Raw genomic sequence first — 20,631 nt, 5'->3', positions numbered from 1 at the left:
CGGCGGCCGCACGGGTGTCCGCGCGGCCGCCGTCCGATGGAGCGGAGGCCGGACTACTCGCCGCTGGTCTTGATCTTGATGGCCGCGGCCACCAGACCCGCGAACAGCGGGTGCGGGCGGGTCGGCCGGGACTTCAGCTCCGGGTGGGCCTGGGTGGCCACCAGGTAGGGGTGCACCTCGCGCGGGTACTCGACGTACTCGACCAGGTCGCCCTTGGGCGAGAGGCCGGAGAAGACCAGGCCGGTCTTCTCCAGGTCCGCGCGGTAGGCGTTGTTGACCTCGTAGCGGTGGCGGTGGCGCTCGTCCACGTACTGCTCGCCGCCGTAGACCTCGCGGACGATCGAGCCCTCGGCGAGCTTGGCCGGGTAGAGGCCCAGGCGCATCGTGCCGCCCAGGTCGCCCTTGCCGTCGACGATCGCGAGCTGCTCGGCCATGGTCGAGATCACCGGGTGCTTGGCGGCGGGCTCGAACTCGGTGGAGTTGGCCTCCGGCAGGCCGGCCAGGTTGCGGGCGGCCTCGATGACCACGCACTGCAGACCGAGGCAGAGGCCCAGCAGCGGCACCTTGTTCTCACGGGCGAAGGTGATCGCGGCGACCTTGCCGGTCACGCCGCGGTCGCCGAAGCCGCCGGGGATGCAGATCGCGTCCACGTCGCCGAGCTGCTCGCGGGCGCCCTCGGGGGTCTCGCAGGCGTCGGAGGTGACCCACTTGATCTCGACCCGGGCGTTGTTCGCGAAGCCGCCGGCCCGCAGCGCCTCGGTGACCGAGAGGTAGGCGTCGGGCAGGTCGATGTACTTGCCGACCAGCGCCACCTTGACGATGTGCTGCGGCTCGTGGACCCGGCGCAGCAGGTCGTCCCAGGTGGTCCAGTCGACGTCGCGGAACGGCAGGTCCAGGCGGCGCACCACGTACGCGTCCAGGCCCTCGCCGTGCAGCACCTTGGGGATGTCGTAGATCGACTTGGCGTCGATGGCCGCGACCACGGCCTCCTCGTCCACGTCGCACATCAGCGAGATCTTGCGCTTGATGCTCTGCGGGACCTCGCGGTCCGCGCGCAGCACGATCGCGTCCGGCTGGATGCCGATGTTGCGCAGTGCGGCGACCGAGTGCTGGGTCGGCTTGGTCTTCAGCTCGCCCGAGGGGCCGATGTACGGCAGCAGGGAGACGTGCACGAAGAAGACGTTGTCCCGGCCGACCTCGTGGCGGACCTGGCGGACGGCCTCCAGGAACGGCAGCGACTCGATGTCGCCGACGGTGCCGCCGACCTCGGTGATCACCACGTCGACGTCCTCGGTCGCCATCCGGCGGATCCGGGACTTGATCTCGTTGGTGATGTGCGGGATGACCTGGACGGTGTCGCCCAGGTACTCGCCGCGGCGCTCCTTGGCGATGACCGTGGAGTACACCTGCCCGGTGGTGACGTTCGCCGAGCCGTGCAGGTTGGTGTCCAGGAACCGCTCGTAGTGGCCGACGTCCAGGTCGGTCTCGGCGCCGTCGTCGGTGACGAAGACCTCACCGTGCTGGAACGGGTTCATCGTGCCGGGGTCGACGTTCAGGTACGGGTCGAGCTTCTGCATCGTCACGCGCAGCCCGCGGGCCTTGAGCAGAGCGCCGAGGCTGGAGGCGGTGAGGCCCTTGCCGAGCGAAGAGGCGACACCCCCGGTGACGAAGAGGTGCTTGGTCGTCACGGCGCGGCTGTTCGATGCCTTGCCGGAATGGGGCTGTGCCAAGAGGGGGCTCCCGTGGGTCGCGTGTCGATGTGACTAGGGGCGGGGGCCCTCGGCTCGCCTCGCGACGCGGAGCAGGTGCTCGGTGAGCGTGCTCGGCCGGGTCTCTGGAGGAGTTCCGGCGGGGTCGTCGGTCGGCTGGTCCGGGGCGTTTGACCCCACCAGTCCACGGGATACCAGGGTATCAGTGCCCCGGACCGGTCGCCTTCCGGCCCGCTCCGCCGGTGCGCCGCGGCGTTGCCGACCGGGCCACGGGGACCGGCCCGGAAGGATCACCTCCGTATGGCCCATCGGGATGATCCTTGGTCGGCCGCCGCCGAAGAACGGCATTTCGGCCGGAATATGACGCCACACGGGCCACTCTGCATGTGCTCAGTCCCACCCGCCCGACGTAAGCTTCACGGACGCATCGCCGACAGCAGAGCACGCGGAGGGCGAGGGAGGGTCAGCACACCCCTCGGTCCCCGATGCGCGACCGGACCTCCCCGCCACCCCGTTCCTCCCGCCCCGCAGGGGGCCCACCTCAGCCCCCCGCGAAGCCCCGAAGGGACCCGCCCCACCCCGGGCGGGGCCGCACGGGTGCCCGGCGCGGGCCGGGCCGGGCTCGCTCCCGCTCGCTCCAAGCCGTCGCCGTACGCGTCGTGCCCACCCTGCGAACTGGAGATTCACGTGGCCGGCCGTATCGAGGACTACGCACTCATCGGGGACATGCAGACCGCCGCCCTGGTCAGCAGGGACGGGGCGGTCGACTGGCTCTGTCTGCCCAGATTCGACTCCCCGGCCGTCTTCGCCGGGCTGCTGGGCACCGATGAACACGGGTTCTGGCGGATCGGCCCCGCCGAGACCGGCACCGACCCCGCCGCCGCGAGCACCCCGGCGCCGCACGCCGCGTTCACCGATACGGGTGATCTGCGGATCCCCCCGCCGAGCGCCTCCGCCCCGGCCCTACCCGCCGACCGTCGGCGCTACCGCGGCGACTCGCTGATCCTCGAACAGGAGTGGGACTCCCAGGGCGGACGCGTCCGGGTGATCGACTTCATGCCGCCCCGGCCACTGGCCGGCCGCGACTCCGTCCCGCAGATGATCCGGATCGTCGAGGGCCTGGAGGGCCGGGTGCGGATGCGCTCCGCCCTGCGGATGCGCTTCAGCTACGGCCGGGTCGTCCCCTGGGTGCACCGGGTCGAGCAGGCCGACGGCGGCCACCGCACCGTCGCCGTGGCCGGCCCCGACTCGGTCTGGCTCGACGGCGAGGCCGAGACCTACGGGCGCGATCTCACCACGTACGCCGACTTCAGCGTCGAGGCGGGCGAACGGATCGCCTTCGCCCTCACCTGGCAGGCCTCCCACCTGGACGCGCCCAGCGCGCCGGACGCCGAGGAGATGCTCACCGCCACCGAGGACTTCTGGCGCGAGTGGGCCGGCCAGTGCACCTACCAGGGCCCCTACCGCGAGGCCGTGGTCCGCTCGCTGATCACCCTCAAGGGCCTCACCTACGCCCCCACCGGCGGCATCGTCGCCGCCCCCACCACCTCGCTGCCCGAGGACATCGGCGGCGAGCGCAACTGGGACTACCGCTACACCTGGCTGCGGGACGCCGCCATCACCCTCTCCTCGCTGCTGCGCACCGGCTACCGCGACGAGGCCCGCGCCTGGCGCGAGTGGCTGCTGCGGGCCGTCGCCGGCGACCCGGAGAACCTGCAGATCATGTACGGCATCGCCGGCGAGCGCGAGCTCACCGAGTCCTCGCTGGACTGGCTGCCCGGCTACGAGGGCTCGCTGCCGGTACGGGTCGGCAACGGCGCCGCCGGCCAGCTCCAGCTGGACGTCTACGGGGAGGTCGTCGAGGCGCTGCACCTGGCCCACATGACCGGGCTGACCCGCAACGACCACGCCCACCACCTCCAGCTGAAGCTGATCAGCTACCTGGAGGAGCACTGGACCGAGCCCGACGAGGGCATCTGGGAGGTCCGCGGGCCGCGCCGGCACTTCGTGCACTCCAAGGTGATGGCCTGGGTGGCGGTCGACCGCACCATCAAGCTGCTGGAGCAGTCCCCCGCCGACGCCCCGGACGACGGCTCGCTGGAGCGCTGGCGCGAGCTGCGCGAGACGATCCACCGGGACGTCTGCGAGAAGGGCTACGACCCGGAGCGCAACACCTTCACCCAGTACTACGGCGGCCGGGAGCTGGACGCCTCGCTGCTGCTGATCCCCCAGGTCGGCTTCCTGCCGCCGGACGACAAGCGGGTGATCGGCACCATCGAGGCGATCCAGCGCGAGCTGTCCACCGAGGACGGCTTCGTCCTGCGCTACCCGACCCACGACGACGACGGCAACAACGTCGACGGGCTGTCCGGGCACGAGGGCGCGTTCCTGGCCTGCTCCTTCTGGCTGGCGGACGACCTCGCCATGATCGGGCGGGTCACCGAGGCACGCGAGCTGTTCGGCAAGCTGCTGTCGCTGCGCAACGACATCGGACTGCTCGCCGAGGAGTGGGACCCGCGGCTCAAGCGCCAGGTCGGGAACTTCCCGCAGGCCTTCAGCCACGTGCCGCTGATCGACACCGCGCTGCGGCTGACCGCCTGCGGCGGCGCGTACCTGTCGGCCCAGCCGGACGGGCGCGAGGAGGGCCTGAGCGCGGCCGGCCTCGGTGAGCAGGCCACCGTCTGAGGCCCTGCACGCGGCGCCGGCGTCGGCCGGGCCGGAGGGTGGGCGACCGCCCCCGGCCGGCCCGGCCGCCTGGGGGCCGGGGCGCCGGGGGCCGGGTCAGCCGCGCTGGACCAGCTCGTCGTACGTGCTGAGCACCTGGGCCACCGTGGCCGCCTCGTCCGGCCAGGTGCCGGCCTGCTGCCGGCCCGCCTCGGCGAGCCGCGCGCGGCGCCCGGGGTCGCCGAGCAGCCCGCGCACCGCCGCGCCCAGCGCGACGGCGTCGCCCGCCGGCACGAGCACGGCGGCGTCACCGACGAGTTCGGGGATGCCGCCGACGGCGGTGGAGACCACCGGCACCCCGGCCCGCATCGCCTCCTGGACGACCAGCGAGCGCGCCTCCCAGCGGCTGCTGACCACGACCACGTCGGCGGCGGCCAGCAGGTCGGGAACATCCGTCCGGTAGCCCAGCAGCTCGACGGGCAGGCCCTCGGCCGCCGCCCGCTCCCGCAGCTCGGGCCCCTCGGCGCCCTCCCCCGCGATCACCACCAGCGGCCGCGGGGTGAGGTCCGAGAGCTCCCGGGCCGCGTCCAGCAGCTGCCCGAAGGCCTTCTGCGGGACGAGCCGCCCGATCGCCAGCACCAGCGGGCGCTCCGGGCCGCCGCCGAGCAGGGCCGCCCGGGCGCCGGCCCGGTCCAGGCCGCCCGGCGGCATCGGCGGGGCCGCGACCGGGGCCAGCCGGGCGTCGGTGGCGCCCAGCTCGCGGGCCCGGGCCACCAGGTCCGAGGAGGCTCCGAGCACCAGGTCGGCGGCCCGCGCCACCCGGCGCTCCATCAGTCGCTGGAGCCGGCGCTCCATCCCGGTGGCCAGTATCGCCTGGTGCGAGGTGACGACCAGCGGCGTCTGCGGGCGCAGGCCCGGGAACCGGCCGGCCGTGCGCAGCGCCAGGTCGGCGAGCAGCCCGGCCCGCAGGCCGTGCGCGTGCACCACGTCGGCGCCGGTGAAGGCGCGGCGCAGCTCGCCGATCGCGGTCGCGTCACTGCGGGCGCCGGCGGTGGGAGTGATGTCGACCAGGTGGAACCTGGCGCCCGTGCGGGAGAAGCCGAACAGCGCGTCCGTCCCGGCGGGCGCGCAGACGGTCACGGTCACCCCGTGCGCGACCAGGCCCTGTGCCAGGGAGCGCACGTGCGCGCCGATGCCGCCGGTTCCGGCGGACAGGACGAGTACCACGTGCAGCTGCCCGGGTTCGGGGGCGGCCGCCGAGGTCCGGGCAGCGGATGGGTCCACGTCGTCTCGCTCCGACTCGATCAGGTACTGATCGCCGCTTCCGGTCCCCGTCCTCCCGGTGCTGTGGCTGGGAGGTGGCCCCGGCCCGTGGTGGCGGGCAGGGGAGCCGGTGGGGCCCGCGAGCGGCGCTCGGGACTGGAAGGCCAGTGTCCAGGCGCCACGATGCCAGGTCGGCAGCCCTCTTGGACAGTCGGCGCCACGATGAGGCGCGTCGGGGCCGCCGGGCGGGCGGCGGGCCGGCGCGCCCGCCCGCGGGCCGAGGGCCGGGCGGCGCGTCCGAAGCCGGGCGCGCCCTCCCGGCCGGCCGCGGGACGGCCGGGCGGCCGGCGGCGTCAGTGCCCGCGCGGGGCGCGGGCGGCGGCCAGCAGCTCCTCGGCGTGCGCCCGGCCGAGCTCGGAGTCCTCCAGGCCGGCCAGCATCCGGGACAGCTCCCGCACCCGCTCCTCGTCGGTCAGCACCTTGACGCCGCTCCGGGTGACCGTGCCGTCGTTGGTCTTCTCCACCACCAGGTGGCGGTCGGCGAAGGCCGCGACCTGCGGGAGGTGGGTCACCACGACCACCTGCGCGCTCTGCGCCAGCTTGGCCAGCCGGCGGCCGATCTCCACCGCGGCCTTGCCGCCGACGCCGGCGTCCACCTCGTCGAAGAGGTACGTCGGTACCGGGTCCGCCCCGGCGAAGACCACCTCGACGGCGAGCATCACCCGGGACAGCTCGCCCCCGGAGGCGCCCTTGGCGATCGGACGCGGCGAGGCGCCGGGGTGCGGGGCGAGCAGCACCTCGACCTCGTCCACGCCGTGCGCGCCGTAGGCGACCGTGCGGCCGTCCAGCTCGATGCCGGCGGGGTCGTCCACCCGGCTGATCTGGAAGGTCACCCGGGCGTGCGGCATGGCCAGCTCGGCCAGCTCGGCGGAGACCGCCTCGGCGAAGCGGCCGGCGGCGGCCGCGCGGGCGGCCGACACCTCGGCCGCGAGCAGCGCCAGCTCGGTGCGCAGCTCGCCCTGCCGGGCGCCGAGCTCGTCGATCCGCTCGTCGTCGCCGTCGAGTTCGGCGAGCCGGGCGGCGCCGGCCTCGGCCCAGGCGAGCACCTCCGCCAGGCTGTTGTCCGGGCCGCCGTACTTGCGCAGCAGGTGGGCCAGGACGGATCGGCGTTCCTCGACGGCCGCCAGCCGGACGGGGTCGGCGTCCAGGTCGTCCGCGTACCCGGCGAGGTCGCCGGCGACGTCGGCCAGCAGGTAGCCGACCTCGTTGAGGCGGTCCGCGAGCGGCGCGAGGCGTTCGTCGTGCGAGCGCACGCCGTCCAGGGCCCGGCGGGCCTGGGCGAGCAGGGTGCCCGCGTCCAGCGAGTCCGGCTCGGCCGGGTCGCCGGCGAGGGCGGCGTGGGCCAGCGTGGCGGCGGCGGACAGGGCGTCCGCGTGGCCGAGGCGCTCCGCCTCCGCCGCGAGGTCGACGTCCTCGCCGGCCACCGGCTCGGCGGCGGCGACCTCGTCCAGGCCGAAGCGCAGCAGGTCCGCCTCCTGGGCCCGCTCGCGGGCCTGGGTGGTCAGCTCCTCCAGGGTCGCCGAGACCTCCCGCAGGCTGCGGTGGACCTCCCGGTAGCGGGCGAGCGGCCCGGTGAGGGCGTCGCCCGCGTAGCGGTCGAGGGCGCCGCGCTGGCGCGAGGGGCGCAGCAGCCGCTGCTGGTCGGTCTGGCCGTGCACGGCGATCAGGTCCTCGCCGAGTTCGGCGAGCAGCCCGACCGGCACCGCCCGCCCGCCGACGAACGCCCGGGAGCGGCCCTCGGCCGAGACGGTCCGGCTGATCAGCAGCGCGCCGTCGTCGAGCTCGGCGCCGGCCTCCAGGGCCCGGGCGGCCGCCGGGGAGCCGGCGGGCAGCTCGATCCTGCCCTCGACCACGGCCCGGCCCGCGCCGCGGCGTACCAGGCCCGGGTCGGCCCGTCCGCCGAGCAGCAGGCCGAGGCTGGTCACCACCATGGTCTTCCCCGCGCCGGTCTCGCCGGTCACGGCGGTGAACCCCGGTGCCAGTTCGACCACGGCGTCGTCGATGACACCAAGATCTCGTATCCGCATCTCGTCCAACACGGAGACGACCTTACGAGGTTCCGGCCCCGCCGCGCGACGAGCGACGGCTCCGCGGCCCCAAGTTCATCAGTTCCGGGGCTCCGCGCTGACCTCGACGGCGGTCGCCGCACCCCCCGCGGGCGACGGCTCGGGCACGGTGCACCAGCGCAGGAAGGCCTGCGCCAGCGGGCCGATGGCCAGCGCGTACGCGACGGTGCCGATCCCGGCGGTGCCGCCGAGCAGGACGCCGACGAGCAGGACGGTCAGCTCGATGCAGGTGCGGATCAGCCGCAGCGAGCGGCCGGTGCGCCGGTGCAGGCCGGTCATCAGGCCGTCCCGCGGGCCGGGGCCGAGCCGCGCGCCGATGTACAGCCCGGTCGCCAGGCCGTTGAGCAGGATGCCGCCGGCCAGCAGCGCGATCCGGGCGGGCAGCGACCCGGGCGTGTCCACCACCCGCAGGGTGAGGTCCATGGCGACGCCGAGCAGCAGGACGTTCCCGACGGTGCCCACGCCCGGGCGCTGCCGCAGCGGGATCCAGAGCAGCAGGACGGTGGCGCCGGTGAGGGTGACCCAGGTGCCGATGGACAGTCCGAGGTGGTGTTGCAGGCCCTGGTGCAGGACGTCCCACGGGTTGACGCCGAGGCCGCCGCGCATCATCAGACCCATGCTGGAGCCGTAGAGCAGCAGGCCGGCCAGCAGTTGCGGGAGGCGACGGCCGAGGGCGCGGCCGGCCAGGGTCACGGGGGCACGCTCGGGCGTGGCGACGACGGCCATCGGGGCTCTCCTTGCGGTGGTGCGTGAGGGCGTTCTGCGGTGCTCGGGGCCGGTTCGGCCGGTCCACTGGCGGGCGCGATGGCCGCAGTGCCATGATGAGGAGGCCGACCGGTCCACTTCCAGGGCCAATGACGAGCAAGTGGACTGATCACCGTGGCCGAATGGCACAGCACCGTCGCTCCCCCCGCCCTCGCCCGACTGCTGGGCAGCGCCGCTCTCCCCGAGCCGGCCGGACACCGCCCGGCCTACCGCACCCTGGCGGACCAGGTCCGCGGCCTGGTGTCGGCGGGCCGGCTTCCGGTCGGCGCCCGGCTCCCCGCCGAACGCGAGCTGGCCCTCGCGCTGTCCGTCAGCCGCACCACCGTCGCCGCCGCCTACGAGGCGCTGCGCGCCGAGGGCTACCTGCACAGCCGCCGGGGCGCCGGCAGCTGGACGGCCCTGCCCGAGGGCGCGCCGCCGCCGAGCGACGCCATGCACCCCGTACCGCCCGACGAGCAGGGCCGGGTGCTCGACCTCGGGGTCGCCGCGCTACCGGCACCGCAGCCCTACCTCGGCGAGGCCGCCGCCCGGGCGCTGGAGCAGCTGCCCGCCTACGCGGCCGGACACGGCTGCTACCCCACCGGCCTGCCCGTCCTCCAGGAGGCCGTCGCCCGCCGGTTCACCGCGCGCGGCCTGCCGACCTCCCCCGACCAGATCCTCATCACCACCGGCGCGATGAGCGGCCTGCACCTGGTGCAGCGCACCCTGCTGGGGCGCGGCGACCGGGTCGCGGTGGAGTCGCCGAGCTACGCGCACACCCTGCAGGCGCTGCGCCTGAACGGCTCGCGGCTCGTCCCCGTACCGCACGCCTGGCCGGGCGGGCCGGAGCGGCTGCCGCTGTGGGACCTCCCGGAGTGGCGCCGGGTGCTGCGCGGCGCCGCGCCGAAGGCCGCGTACGTCATCCCCGACTTCCACAACCCGACCGGCGCGCTGATCGACGAGGAGCAGCGCCGCGAACTGCTGGCCGCGGCCCGGGCGGCCGGGACGATCGTGGTGGCCGACGAGACCACCGCCGAACTGGGCTGGGGGATCGCGGACGAGGCCGGGCTGCCGCGGCCGACGGCCGCCCTGGACCGCGCCGCCCAGGTGGTCACCGTCGGCTCGGCGAGCAAGCTCCTCTGGGGCGGCCTGCGGATCGGCTGGGTCCGGGCCGCCCCCTCACTGGTGCGCCAGCTCGCCACCGACCGTGTCTACACCGACCTGGGCACGCCCGTCCTGGACCAGCTGATCGCCACCGCCATGCTGGGGGACCAGCTGCCCGCCATCCGCGCGCACCAGCTGCGGCAGCTGCGCGCCACCGCCGCCGCCCTGACCGCCGGGCTGCGCGAACGGCTGCCGCACTGGCGCTTCGCCGAGCCGGCCGGCGGCCTCAGCCTCTGGCTGGCCACGGACGGGATCTCCGGTGCCGCACTGGCCCAGGCCGGGGAGCGCGGCAACGTACGGATCGCGGCGGGCACCCGGTTCGGAGCCGACGGCGCGTTCGAGAACTTCCTCCGGATCCCGCTGACCGTGCCCGCCCCGGCCGTCCCGGACGCCGTCGCCCGGCTCGCCGCGGTGGCCGCCGCGGCCGAGTCCGGCGATCGCTGGTCGGCCGCCGAAGGGCGCCAGCCGCTGGCGGTCTGACGCCCGCCGGGGCGGGCGGCGAGGGGGCGGCCCCGCAGCACGGCCTACACGCGCTCCAGCGCCACGTGCGGCCCCGCCGGGAGCTCGACCCGGACGGCGTCGCCGGGACGGACCTCGCCGCCCGCCAGCACGATGCCCATGATCCCCGCCCTGCGGACCAGCCCGCCCGTCTCGTCCCGGCCGACCACCTGCTTCAGCAGACCCGGCCGGAAGGCGTTGATCTGCGGGCAGGGGTTGCGCAGGCCGGTCACCTCGACGACCGCCTGCCCGCCCAGGTGCAGCCGGGCGCCCCTGGGCAGGCCGAGCAGGTCGAGGCCACGGGTGGTGATGTTCTCCCCGAGCTCGCCGGCCGCGACCTCGTACCCGGCCAGTCGCAGTTCCTCGTGCAGTTCGGCGTGGATCAGGTGGACCTGCCGGAGGTTCGGCCGGGTCGGGTCCTGGGCGACCCGCGAGCGGTGCTGGACGGTCACGCCCAGGTGCGCGTCGCCCTCCACCCCGAGTCCGGCCAGCAGCCGGACGCTCGGCTCGTTCGGCTTGCTGAAGCCGTGCACCGCACTGCGGCTCACCGCCGCTATCGTCCCGCCCATCGACGTCTCCCTCTTCGTCGCGTCCGGCGCTCCCCGCCGGGCCGCTCGTCCACCTCGTCCACCGCCGGCCCCGGCGCGAACCCCGCGAACCCGCGGGCGGGGGCCGGGCCGGGCCGCAGGGCGCTGCCCGGCCCCCACGTCGGGCCCGCCGCACTCAGCAGGAGCCGGCGCGACCTCGCCAACCCGTGACCGGCAGGGCGAACTTGGCCACCAGCCGGTCCGTGAACGGCGCCCGGTGCAGCCGGGCCAGCCGCACCGGCGTCTGGCCCCGGCGGACCTCCACCCGCGCCCCGGCGGGGAGTTCGACCGACCGCCGGCCGTCGCACCAGAGCACACCGTGCGGCGTCTTCGGCTGGACCTCCACCGCCAGCACCGAATGCGGCGAGGTCACCAGCGGCCGGGCGAACAGCGCGTGCGCGCTGATCGGCACCATCAGCAGCGCCTCGACCTCCGGCCACACCACCGGGCCGCCGCCCGAGAACGCGTACGCGGTGGAGCCCGTCGGCGTCGCACAGACCACGCCGTCGCAACCGAAGTTGGACACCGGACGGCCGTCCACCTCGGTCACCACCTCCAGCATCCGCTCCCGCGAGGCCTTCTCGATGGACGCCTCGTTGAGCGCCCAGTCCTGGTGGATCACATCACCGTTGGTGCGCACCAGCACGTCGAGGGTCATCCGCTCCTCGACCTCGTAGTCGGCGTCGACCACCCGCTCCACGACCACCGCGAGATCGTCGCGCTCGGCCTCCGCGAGGAAGCCGACCCGGCCGAGGTTGATGCCGAGCATCGGCAGCCCGTGGTCGCGGGCCAGCTCCGCACCGCGCAGCAGCGTCCCGTCCCCGCCGGCGACCAGGATCAGCTCGCAGCCGTCCGCCGCGCCCTTGCCCCCGACGACCCGCTCCACCCCGTCCGGGAGGTCCAGGTCGACCGCCTCCGCGGCGAGCAGCCGGATCCGGATCCCCGCCTTCAGCAGGCCGTGCACCAGTCCCTCGACGCTGCGCAGCGCGGTCTCCCGACCGGTGTGCGCGATCAGGAAGACCGTACGTTCCTCGCTCATGCTGCCCTCTCCCTACGCCTACCGGGTCGCCGGTCGGGGGCTCGGGTCGCCCCCGGCCCGGTACGGTCGCCACTCAGCATGACGACCGGACGTCCGCAGAGCACCCTATCGGGGGCCCTCGGCGACGGCCCGGTCCGCCTCGGCCGGGTCCAGCTGCGGGGCGTCCCGGCGCAGCCAGAGGAAGTACTCGACGTTCCCGGACGGTCCGGGCAGCGGGCTGGCGGTGACCGCCCGCACCCCGAGTCCGAGCGCCCACGCCTGGCCGGCCACCTGACGGACCATCTCGGCCCGCAGTTCGGGGCTGCGGACCACCCCGCCGCTGCCCAGCCGCTCCTTGCCGATCTCGAACTGCGGTTTGACCATCAGCACCAGGTCGGCGTCGGCGGCGGCGCAGGCCGCCAGCGCGGGGAGCACGAGTCCGAGCGAGATGAAGGAGAGGTCGCCGACCACCAGGTCGACCGGGGCGCCGCCGATCCGCTCCAGGTCGAGTTCGCGCACGTTGGTGCGGTCCATCACGGTGACCCGCTCGTCGCTCTGCAGCGACCAGGCGAGCTGCCCGTAGCCGACGTCCACCGCGAGGACGTGCGCGGCGCCCGCACGCAGCAGCACGTCGGTGAAACCGCCCGTGGACGCCCCGGCGTCCAGGGCCCGCCGACCGGCGACCACCAGGCCCTGCGGGACGAAGGCCGCGAAGGCGCCCGCCAGCTTGTGGCCGCCGCGCGAGACGTAGTCCGGGTCGTTCTCGTCCGCGGCGACCACGACGGCCGCCGCGGTCTCGACCTGGGTCGCGGGCTTGGTCGCGGTCGTGCCGCCGACGGTCACCCGGCCCGCCGCGATCAGCTCGGACGCGTGCTCACGCGACCGGGCCAGCTTGCGACGGACCAGCTCCGCGTCGAGACGGCGTCGTGCCACTGCCACTGGGTTTCAGCTCCTACCGCTGCCTGCCACCACCCGCCGCGGTGTCCACCGCGGTGAGCTGCTGCCAGGTGCTGCTCGCTTGTTCGGATTGCTTGTACTGGATGTGCCGGTCACCGGTGGCCGGTACGGGGTCGCCGGTACGGACGCCGCGGCGGCTCAGGTGTGGTCGAGCGCGGCCAGGGTCTCGCCGAGGCGCCGGTGAACATCTTCGTACACCGGGACGTGCGCCTCGGTGGGCACCCCGTCGAGGGCCACCAGCCGGCCGAGCGCGCCGTCCACCTCCGGATGGCCGGTGGGCTGGAACTCCACACCGAGCGGCAGCGCTTCGGGGCCCCGCCCGGCCGCCGGAACGGCGCCGGCCACACCGGGCGGCGCCTCCGAGGCGTCCGGCGGCGGCGCCGGGGCACCGGGCGGCGCGGTCACGGGGTCAGGCATCAGGGCCCTTGCTGCTCGTGCTCCGGCGGACGGTCGTCCGCTTGGTGGCCGCCCGCTTGGCGGCGGCGCCGGCCGGAGCCGCCTTCCTGGGCGCCGGCTGGGTGGCCGAGGAGGCCTTGGCCACCGTGGTCTTCTTCACGGCCGCCTTCTTGGCGGACTTCTGCGGAACCGACTTCTGCGGCGCGGACTTCTGGGGCGGGGACTTCTGCGGCGCGGGCTCCTGGGGAGCGGCCGCCCCGCCCGCGGCGGTCCGCCTCCCGGCGGGGGGCTTCTTCGCCGCGGCCTTCTTGGCCGTGCTCGGCTTCGCGGCCGTCGGCTTCGCGGCGGAGGGCTTCGCCGGAGCGTTCCCGGCGGTCGACCGCTTGGCGGCCGGCTTCCGCCCGGCTGCCGGCTCCGCCGGGGGCGCCGCGGCGTCGGTCCCGACCGGCGGCTGCTTCGCCGGGGCCTTCGGCCGGGCGGCGGCCGGGCGCGCGCGCTCGTCCTGCCGCTCGTCCTGCGACCGCTCCTGCGCGACGTCCCCGTCCTCGTCCACCGGCACCCGCTCGGCCACTATCGGCTCGCCGCCACGGCCACCGGACTCGCCCGGCTCGCCCGGCTCGTCCTGTCCGTCCTGCCCGTCCTGCCCGTCCTGCCCGTCCTGCTCCCAGCCGTGGCCGAACAGGCCGTCGGCCCGCGCGGCGGCCACACCGTTGCGGTCGGCCGGCCGCTGGGCCGGGGCACTCTCCTCCTCGACGTCCCGCAGCCGGCTCTCCAGGTAGGCCAGTACGACACCGACCTTGGTCACCTGGTCGCCGACCTTCTCGAAGGCCTTCTCCATCTCGCTGCGCGCGACTCCGGTCGCGAGGTCGATCCCGGCACGGCCGGCGGTCACCGCCTCCTCCGCCAGCGTCTGCAGGGACTTGACCGAGGGCGGGAACTGACCGGCCGCACGGGCCTTCCGCTCGACCTCGGCGAGGTCGATCCCACTGCGTTCCAGCAGCTCGGCGGCGGTCAGCACGACCCGCTTGCCGACCTCCTCGGCCAGCCCGGAGGCGACCGTGACAAATCCCCGCACCGTGTCCCGAAGCATCCGGGCGCCTCCTTCGTACATCGTTGCGTGGTGGACGAGCGCGCCGGACCGGACCCGGCGCCCACTGACGACGCTACCGCCAAGGTGCCCCGGCCCGCTGCAGGCGATCCCCCCGCAGGGCTGCGATAGCGTGAAGCTCCGAAGACCGCAGAACCGGGAGTGGACCGCAGTCATGGCAAACGCCGAGGAGTGCCGCGAGGCATTGGAGCAGCTCAGCCGGAACATGGCGAACTCCACCGGCGACGTCCGCAAGGCCGCCGCCCTCGACCGCTCCCTCACCTGCTGGATCACCGACCTGGACGTCACCTTCCACGGCCGTCTGCGTGAGGGCCGCATCCAGGACGTCACCCAGGCGCCCGGCGCACCGTCCGAGCGGGCCGAGATCAGGCTCGCGATGTCCGGTGACGACCTGGTGGCGCTGGTGGGCGGACGCCTGAACTTCGCCTCGGCCTGGGCCGGCGGCCGGGTGAAGCTGGAGGCGGGCTTCCGCGACCTGCTCCGGCTGCGCACCCTGCTCTGACCCGGCCCCGCGCCTCGGGCCCGGGCCCGGTCCCGGTCCCGACCGGCGACGCGGCCTCCGACCGGCAGGCCTCCGACCGGCAGGGGCGGACGGCTTCGGAAGGCGACCCGTGCGGGCGGCGACCGGTGCGGAGGATCCCCACCCGCACCGGCCCACGCCGTCAGAAGCCCAGCTCGGCCAGCGCCTTGCGCCCGTCCGGCACGCCGCCGCCACTGCCCTCGCCGCTCTCCGCGGCGGCGTCCAGCGCCGTCCAGGCGGCCGCGCACAGCGCCCGCAGCCCGTCGTAGCGGTCCTCCCCCACCCCGGCGAGCCGCAGCACGCCCCCCTCGACGGAGGCCGTCCAGCCACCGCAGACGAATCCGCCGTCCGCCGTCGCCGTCACGGCCGGCTGGGCGGACAGCAGCCCGCGCAGGTCGGCGGCCAGGTAGGTGGGCCGGTGCTCGACCGGGGCGGTCAGCACCTGGGCCGGGGTGGTGACGCCCGTGAAGACGAGCAGGCTGTCCACCCCGCCGTTGTGGGCCCCCTCGATGTCGGTGTCCAGGCGGTCGCCGACCACCAGCGGGCGCCGGGCGCCGGTCCGCAGCACCGTCTCGCGGTGCATCGGCGGCATCGGCTTGCCCGCGACCTCGGGTTCCACCCCGGTCGCCGCCCGGACGGCGGCCACCAGCGTCCCGTTGCCGGGCGCGATCCCGCGGGCCGTCGGGATGGTCAGGTCCGTGTTGGACGCCACCCAGGGCAGCCCCTGCTGGACGGCGTAGGAGGCCTCCGCCAGCTGCGGCCAGCCCACCGACGGGTCGTAGCCCTGCACGACCGCGGCCGGCCCCTCGTCGAGCGAGCGGACGGCCACCAGCCCGCGCTCGGTCACCGCCTCCACCAGCCCGGCGCCGCCCACCACCAGCACCTTCGCGCCGGCCGGCACCTTCTCGGCGACCAGCCGGGCGGCGGCCTGCGCCGAGTTGATCACGTCCTCCGGCTCGGCCGGCACGCCCAGCTCGGTCAGGTGCCCGGCCACCGCCCGCGGCGGACGCGAGGCGTTGTTGGTCACGTACGCGAGGCGCATCCCGGCGGCCCGCGCGGCGTCCAGCGCCCCGACCGCGTGCTCGATCGCGTGCGGGCCGGCGTAGACCACCCCGTCGAGGTCCAGCAGCGCGGTGTCGTACGCCTCGGTCAGCGGGCGGTCACTGCCGCCCGGTACGGTCCGCCGCGGGGTGGTTGCCGTGTCGCTCATTCGTGCTCTTCCTCGTTCTCCGCTGTGTCGCCGCCGCCGTGGCCGGCCCTACCGCCGTGGCCGGCGGCTCTCGTGTCGTCCACGCCCGTGTCAACCACGCCCGTGCCGGTCGTGCTCCCGTCCGCCGGGACGCCGCCACCACCGTCCCGCTGCGCCGCACCGTCGGCCGGCGGCTCCTGGTAACCGGGGGCACCGGGCAGCAGCGGCCCGTACGCGCCGGCGCGGGCCGCCAGGGTGGCCCTGCTCTGCCGGAGCGCCGCCCGGTAGTGCGCGGTGTCCGGGCTCATCGCCACCGCCAGCGCCAGGTGCTTGACGGAGGTCTCGAAGTCGCCGAGCCGCGCCGCCGAGATGCCCCAGCCGAACCGAGCGTAGTCGTCCGACGGGTCGGCCATCGCCACGGCCCGGAAGTTCTCCAGCGCGGCTGCGTACGAACCCGCGTCGTACTGCGCCCTGGCCAGCGCCTCGCGGATGCTGTGCGACTGCGGCTCCGCGGCCGCCGCCCGGGCCAGCAACTGCTCCGCGGCCGCGGGGTGCCCCTCGGCCAGCAGTCGGGCACCGCGCCGGTACCACTCGTAGACGTCCCCCGACGGCTCGCCCGGCCGCCCCTGCTCGGGCACACCACCGCCCTCGGTGGGTCCGCCGCCGCCCACCCGCTCCTGCCCGCCGCTCATGCCCTACCTCGCTCCCGGTCCATCCCATGCCCCGACCTGCCGGTCGGCCGGGTGTTCTGATCTCTGAACAACGTGTACCCGATTACGATGCCCAGAATGAGTGCACCCAGTGCAGAAAGCGGAGCGGAGTCTCCGCAGGGCGGCCCCGGCGATCCCGGGCACGTCGCCACCGCAGGGCTGTCCCTGTCCCCCTTCCGCGGCCTGCGGTACGACCCCGACCGGGTCGGCGCGCTGGCCGCCGTCACCTCGCCCCCGTACGACGTGGTCGACCCCGGCCGCCGCCTCGACCTGGAGACGGCCGACCCGCACAACGTCGTCCGGCTGATCCTGCCGCGCCCCGAACCCGAGGACGCGGGGGACCGTCCCGACCGCGACACCCGCTACCGCCACGCGGCCCGACTGCTGCGCGACTGGCAGCGCGAAGGGGTCCTCGCCCCCGACCCGGTGCCCGCGCTGTACGTCTACGAGCAGCGCTCCGCCGAGGACGGCCCCGACCGGGGCCGACTGCAGCGCGGCCTGATCGGCGCCCTCGCGGTCAGCGGCCCGGAGGGCGGTGTGGTGCTCCCGCACGAGGACGTGATGCCCAAACCGGTCGCCGACCGGGTGGGCCTGATGCGCACCACCCGCGCCAACCTCGAACCGCTGCTGCTCACCTACCGCGGCAACGGCGGGGCGGCCGGCGTGATCGAACGCACGGTGCAGGGCGAGCCGCTGCTCACCACGACCACCACCGACGGGACCCACCACCGGCTGTGGGCGGTCACCTCGCCGGCCGACATCGCCGAGATCTCCCGCGACCTGGCGACCTGCCGCGCGCTGATCGCCGACGGCCACCACCGCTGGGAGATGTACCTGCGGCTCCAGCGCGAGCACCGGCACCTGCCGCGCAGCCCCTGGGACCGCGGGCTGGTGCTGCTGGTCGACACCGCCCGCTACCCGCTGCGGGTCCGCGCCATCCACCGCGTGCTGTACCGCCTGCCGATCGCCGAGGCCGTGGAGCGGCTGCGCGACCAGTGGCAGGTCAAGGAGGTCGCGGGGCCGCTGTCCGCCGCCCTGGAGGCCCTCGCCGAGCTCAAGCGGCACGGCGGCAACGCCTTCCTGCTGACCGGCGGGGACGGCCGGTTCTGGCTGGTCGGGGAGCCGGACGAGGCCCTGCTGGACGCGACCGTGGCGCACGACCGGCCCGAGGAGTGGCGCCACCTGGACGCGACCGTCCTGCACTCCACCCTGCTCGACCACACCTGGCACGTCCCGGACGGCCCCGACGACATCGGTTACCTGCACACCGCCGCGGGCGCCGAGCGGGAGGCCGCCCGGACCGGCGGCACCGCCGTGCTGCTGCACCCGGTCAAGGAGAGCGTCGTGCGGCGGCTGGCCGAGCAGGGCGTCACGATGCCCCGGAAGTCGACCTCCTTCGGCCCGAAGCCGGCCACCGGCCTGGTCATCCGCAACCTCGAACTGGGCTGAGCCCGGGCCGCCGGGCCGTCCGCAGGCGTTCGGCGGCACGGCGGAAACGACGAAGGCCCTGCCGCACCCGGGAGGGGTACGGCAGGGCCTTCGTCAGGACCGGTCAGGACCGATCAGGACCGCCGATCAGCGGGACGCTCAGCGCTCGTCGCGCTCGTCGGCGGACGCGGCGCGCTTGGGCGCCTCGCCGTCGTAGTCCTCGTCGATCTCGAGGTCGTCCTCGTCGTAGTACTCCTCGACGTCTTCCTCGTCCTCGAACATCTCCCGCTCGTCCGGCACGCCGCCGGCCGGAGCCTTCGACTTCGCCCGGACCTCGCGGTCGCCCTCGTCCTCGGAGGCCGCGTCCTCCTCGCCGGCCAGCTCGGGGTCGAGCGCGTCGACGAACTCCAGGCCGTCGATCTCGGCCAGCCGCTCCGAGGCGTTGGTCGAACCGTCGGTGTCCGCGTCGGCCGCCTTGGCGAACCAGTCGCGGGCCTCGTCGGCCCGGCCGGCAGCGATCAGGGCGTCGGCGTAGGCGTACCGCAGCCGTGCGCTCCACGGGTGAACCGCGTTGGAGGCCAGCTCGGCGCTCTGCAGCGTCACCACGGCGGCGTCGAACTGCTCCATGTCACCACGGGCACCCGCGGCGACCAGACGCATCTCGACCTGACCGGCCTTGTCCAGCTGCTTCACCTCGGGCTCGCCGGCCATCGCCAGCGCGCGCTCGGGACGGCCGAGGCCGCGCTCGCAGTCGGCCATCACGGGCCACAGGTCCACCCGGCCGGTCATCCGACGGGAGGCACGGAACTCGGTGAGCGCCTCGGAGTAACGCTGCGTCACGTACGAGGCGAAGCCGGCCGCCTCACGCACGGCGGCCACGCGGGAGGCCAGTCGCAGCGCGACCCGCGAGTACTGGTAGGCCTCCTCCGGCTCGGTGTCGAGCAGTCGGGCCACCATCACCAGGTTGCGGGCGACGTCGTCCGCGAGGGTCTTCGGAAGGCTCTTGAGCTCCTGGCGCACGTCGGCATCGATCTCGAAGCCGGTGACGTCCTCGGGGATCGGCAGCCGCTTGACGGGCTCGTAGTTGCCCCGACGGTCGTCGTAGCCGCCGCGGTCGTCGCGACGGTACTCGTCACGACGCCCCTCGAAGCGCCCACCGCCACGGCTCTCACCGCGGTTCTCGTACGGCCGGCCGCCGCGGTCATCGCGGTTGAAGCCACCACCGGAGGGACGGTCGTCACGGCGCGGGCCGCGGTCGTCACGGTTGAAACCGCCACCGGACGGACGGTCGTCACGACGGGGACCACGGTCGTCACGGTTGAAGCCCGACGGACGGTCGTCACGGTTGAAACCGCCACCGGAGGGGCGGTCATCGCGACGGAAGCCGCCACCGGAGGGGCGGTCGTCACGACGGAACCCACCACCGGACGGACGGTCGTCACGGCGCGGGCCGCGGTCATCGCGGTTGAAGCCGCCACCGGAGGGGCGGTCGTCACGACGGAACCCACCACCAGAGGGGCGGTCATCGCGGCGCGGGCCACGGTCGTCACGGTTGAAGCCACCGCCGGAGGGACGGTCGTCGCGGCGCGGGCCACGGTCGTCACGGTTGAAGCCGCCACCGGAGGGGCGGTCGTCACGACGGAACCCACCACTGGACGGGCGGTCGTCGCGGCGCGGGCCACGGTCATCGCGGTTGAAACCGCCACCGGAGGGACGGTCGTCACGACGGGGACCACGGTCGTAGCCGCCGCCACTGCTCGGGCGGTCGTCGCGGCGCGGGCCACGGTCGTCACGGTTGAAGCCACCACCGGACGGACGGTCATCGCGACGCGGGCCACGGTCGTAGCCGCCGCCACTGCTCGGGCGGTCGTCGCGGCGCGGGCCACGGTCGTCACGGTTGAAACCACCGCGGGACCGGGGCTCGTAGCCGCGGCCGTCTTCCGGTCGGCGCTCGGGTCGGTCCTGGGGCGGGTTCGGCATCGTGGTGACTCCTTCTGCTACTTCAGCTCCACCGCTACCTCGGGCGACACCAGCGCCCGGAGCGGTTCGATGCCGGCCTCGTGGCCGCGCACCATCTCCATTGTCCGGCATCCGGGACAGCACCGCGTCTGGGCGGAGGTCCCGAGAGACCGGATTACCTGCGTTCGAGAAAAACAAAAAGGCCGTGGCCCCAGCGAATCGCTGGGGCCACGGCCTTTGAATGATTGTTCGGCGGCGTCCTACTCTCCCACAGGGTCCCCCCTGCAGTACCATCGGCGCAACGAGGCTTAGCTTCCGGGTTCGGAATGTAACCGGGCGTTTCCCTCGTGCTATGACCACCGAAACCCTATCGGGTATTCAGCGAAACACACTTTTTAGTTAAGAGGTGTCTCTTTATCGTGGTTGGACCGATACATCGGTCCGTCACCGGCGATAGCTGTTCGCTACCCGGGAACCACACAGTGAACGCGAGCGTCTGAGGACAAGCCCTCGGCCTATTAGTACCGGTCAGCTCCACCCCTTACAGGGCTTCCACATCCGGCCTATCAACCCAGTCGTCTACTGGGAGCC

16 protein-coding genes and 2 rRNA genes are annotated in these 20,631 nt (G+C 74.8%); 4 read left to right on the top strand and 14 right to left on the bottom strand.

Going from position 1 to position 20,631, the window contains the following annotated elements; all coding sequences use genetic code 11:
• Positions 1–53 precede the first annotated feature (53 nt).
• A complete protein-coding gene (locus ACFTWP_RS21840; RefSeq protein ID WP_380266309.1) occupies positions 54–1,730 on the bottom strand; it encodes a CTP synthase in 1,677 nt (558 codons plus the stop codon).
• A 666-nt stretch (positions 1,731–2,396) separates the two neighbouring features.
• On the opposite strand from ACFTWP_RS21840, the gene ACFTWP_RS21835 reads away from it, so the two are divergent.
• Positions 2,397–4,394, top strand: a complete 1,998-nt coding sequence (locus tag ACFTWP_RS21835; protein WP_380266308.1) for a glycoside hydrolase family 15 protein — start codon at positions 2,397–2,399, stop codon at positions 4,392–4,394.
• Between the two features lie 96 nt (positions 4,395–4,490).
• On the opposite strand, the gene ACFTWP_RS21830 is transcribed toward ACFTWP_RS21835, so the two are convergent.
• From ACFTWP_RS21830 to ACFTWP_RS21820, 3 genes are all read right to left on the bottom strand, one after another.
• On the bottom strand, positions 4,491–5,657 hold the full coding sequence (locus ACFTWP_RS21830) for a glycosyltransferase family 4 protein (protein ID WP_380266307.1): 1,167 nt from the start codon (positions 5,655–5,657) through the stop codon (positions 4,491–4,493).
• A gap of 332 nt (positions 5,658–5,989) precedes the next feature.
• Positions 5,990–7,723, bottom strand: coding sequence for a DNA repair protein RecN (gene recN, locus ACFTWP_RS21825; protein ID WP_380266370.1), 1,734 nt, complete (start codon positions 7,721–7,723; stop codon positions 5,990–5,992).
• 78 nt (positions 7,724–7,801) lie between these two features.
• Positions 7,802–8,488 carry a YitT family protein gene (locus ACFTWP_RS21820; protein ID WP_380266306.1) on the bottom strand — a complete coding sequence of 229 codons (687 nt, stop codon included), beginning with the start codon at positions 8,486–8,488 and terminating at the stop codon, positions 7,802–7,804.
• Positions 8,489–8,641: 153 nt separating this feature from the next.
• Here ACFTWP_RS21820 and ACFTWP_RS21815 point away from each other — a divergent pair, with 153 nt between their 5' ends.
• Positions 8,642–10,150 carry a PLP-dependent aminotransferase family protein gene (locus ACFTWP_RS21815; RefSeq protein ID WP_380266304.1) on the top strand — a complete coding sequence of 503 codons (1,509 nt, stop codon included), beginning with the start codon at positions 8,642–8,644 and terminating at the stop codon, positions 10,148–10,150.
• 44 nt (positions 10,151–10,194) lie between these two features.
• Here ACFTWP_RS21815 and ACFTWP_RS21810 read toward each other — a convergent pair whose 3' ends face one another.
• The 5 genes from ACFTWP_RS21810 to ACFTWP_RS21790 form a co-directional block, all read right to left on the bottom strand.
• A complete protein-coding gene (locus ACFTWP_RS21810; RefSeq protein ID WP_380266303.1) occupies positions 10,195–10,737 on the bottom strand; it encodes an MOSC domain-containing protein in 543 nt (180 codons plus the stop codon).
• 154 nt (positions 10,738–10,891) lie between these two features.
• Entirely contained in the window at positions 10,892–11,794 is a 903-nt protein-coding gene (locus ACFTWP_RS21805; RefSeq protein WP_380266302.1) for an NAD kinase, read from the bottom strand.
• A 105-nt stretch (positions 11,795–11,899) separates the two neighbouring features.
• Complete coding sequence (locus tag ACFTWP_RS21800; protein ID WP_380266369.1) at positions 11,900–12,706, bottom strand: TlyA family RNA methyltransferase; 807 nt, start codon at positions 12,704–12,706, stop codon at positions 11,900–11,902.
• A 162-nt stretch (positions 12,707–12,868) separates the two neighbouring features.
• A complete protein-coding gene (locus ACFTWP_RS21795) occupies positions 12,869–13,147 on the bottom strand; it encodes a hypothetical protein (RefSeq protein ID WP_380266300.1) in 279 nt (92 codons plus the stop codon).
• Positions 13,140–14,216: a hypothetical protein gene (locus ACFTWP_RS21790; protein ID WP_380266299.1), complete on the bottom strand. Its 1,077-nt coding sequence runs from the start codon at positions 14,214–14,216 to the stop codon at positions 13,140–13,142. The genes ACFTWP_RS21795 and ACFTWP_RS21790 overlap by 8 nt, the downstream gene beginning before the upstream one ends.
• Before the next feature lie 172 nt (positions 14,217–14,388).
• On the opposite strand from ACFTWP_RS21790, the gene ACFTWP_RS21785 reads away from it, so the two are divergent.
• Entirely contained in the window at positions 14,389–14,736 is a 348-nt protein-coding gene (locus tag ACFTWP_RS21785) for a sterol-binding protein (RefSeq protein ID WP_380266298.1), read from the top strand.
• 160 nt (positions 14,737–14,896) lie between these two features.
• Here the strand turns inward: ACFTWP_RS21785 and ACFTWP_RS21780 are convergent, their stop codons facing one another.
• Both ACFTWP_RS21780 and ACFTWP_RS21775 read right to left on the bottom strand, forming a co-directional pair.
• A complete protein-coding gene (locus tag ACFTWP_RS21780) occupies positions 14,897–15,964 on the bottom strand; it encodes an HAD-IIA family hydrolase (protein ID WP_380266297.1) in 1,068 nt (355 codons plus the stop codon).
• A complete protein-coding gene (locus ACFTWP_RS21775) occupies positions 15,961–16,635 on the bottom strand; it encodes a tetratricopeptide repeat protein (RefSeq protein WP_380266295.1) in 675 nt (224 codons plus the stop codon). Before ACFTWP_RS21775 ends, ACFTWP_RS21780 begins: the two co-directional genes overlap by 4 nt.
• Before the next feature lie 96 nt (positions 16,636–16,731).
• Here ACFTWP_RS21775 and ACFTWP_RS21770 point away from each other — a divergent pair, with 96 nt between their 5' ends.
• Positions 16,732–18,102 (top strand): DUF1015 family protein, encoded by a 1,371-nt coding sequence (locus ACFTWP_RS21770; protein ID WP_380266294.1) that lies wholly within the window; start codon positions 16,732–16,734, stop codon positions 18,100–18,102.
• 138 nt (positions 18,103–18,240) lie between these two features.
• On the opposite strand, the gene ACFTWP_RS21765 is transcribed toward ACFTWP_RS21770, so the two are convergent.
• The 3 genes from ACFTWP_RS21765 to ACFTWP_RS21755 all read right to left on the bottom strand — a co-directional run.
• Positions 18,241–19,146 (bottom strand): tetratricopeptide repeat protein, encoded by a 906-nt coding sequence (locus ACFTWP_RS21765; RefSeq protein WP_380266368.1) that lies wholly within the window; start codon positions 19,144–19,146, stop codon positions 18,241–18,243.
• Positions 19,147–20,287: 1,141 nt separating this feature from the next.
• Positions 20,288–20,404: ribosomal RNA gene (gene rrf / locus ACFTWP_RS21760) — 5S ribosomal RNA — on the bottom strand.
• A 134-nt stretch (positions 20,405–20,538) separates the two neighbouring features.
• A 23S ribosomal RNA gene (locus ACFTWP_RS21755) occupies positions 20,539–20,631 on the bottom strand; the annotation flags it as partial.

Origin of the sequence: Kitasatospora sp. NPDC057015 (assembly GCF_042673745.1) — a bacterium.
GTDB lineage: Bacteria > Actinomycetota > Actinomycetes > Streptomycetales > Streptomycetaceae > Kitasatospora.
The sequence above is the reverse complement of the archived record's forward strand: the minus strand, read 5'-3'. Positions and strand labels throughout refer to the sequence as shown.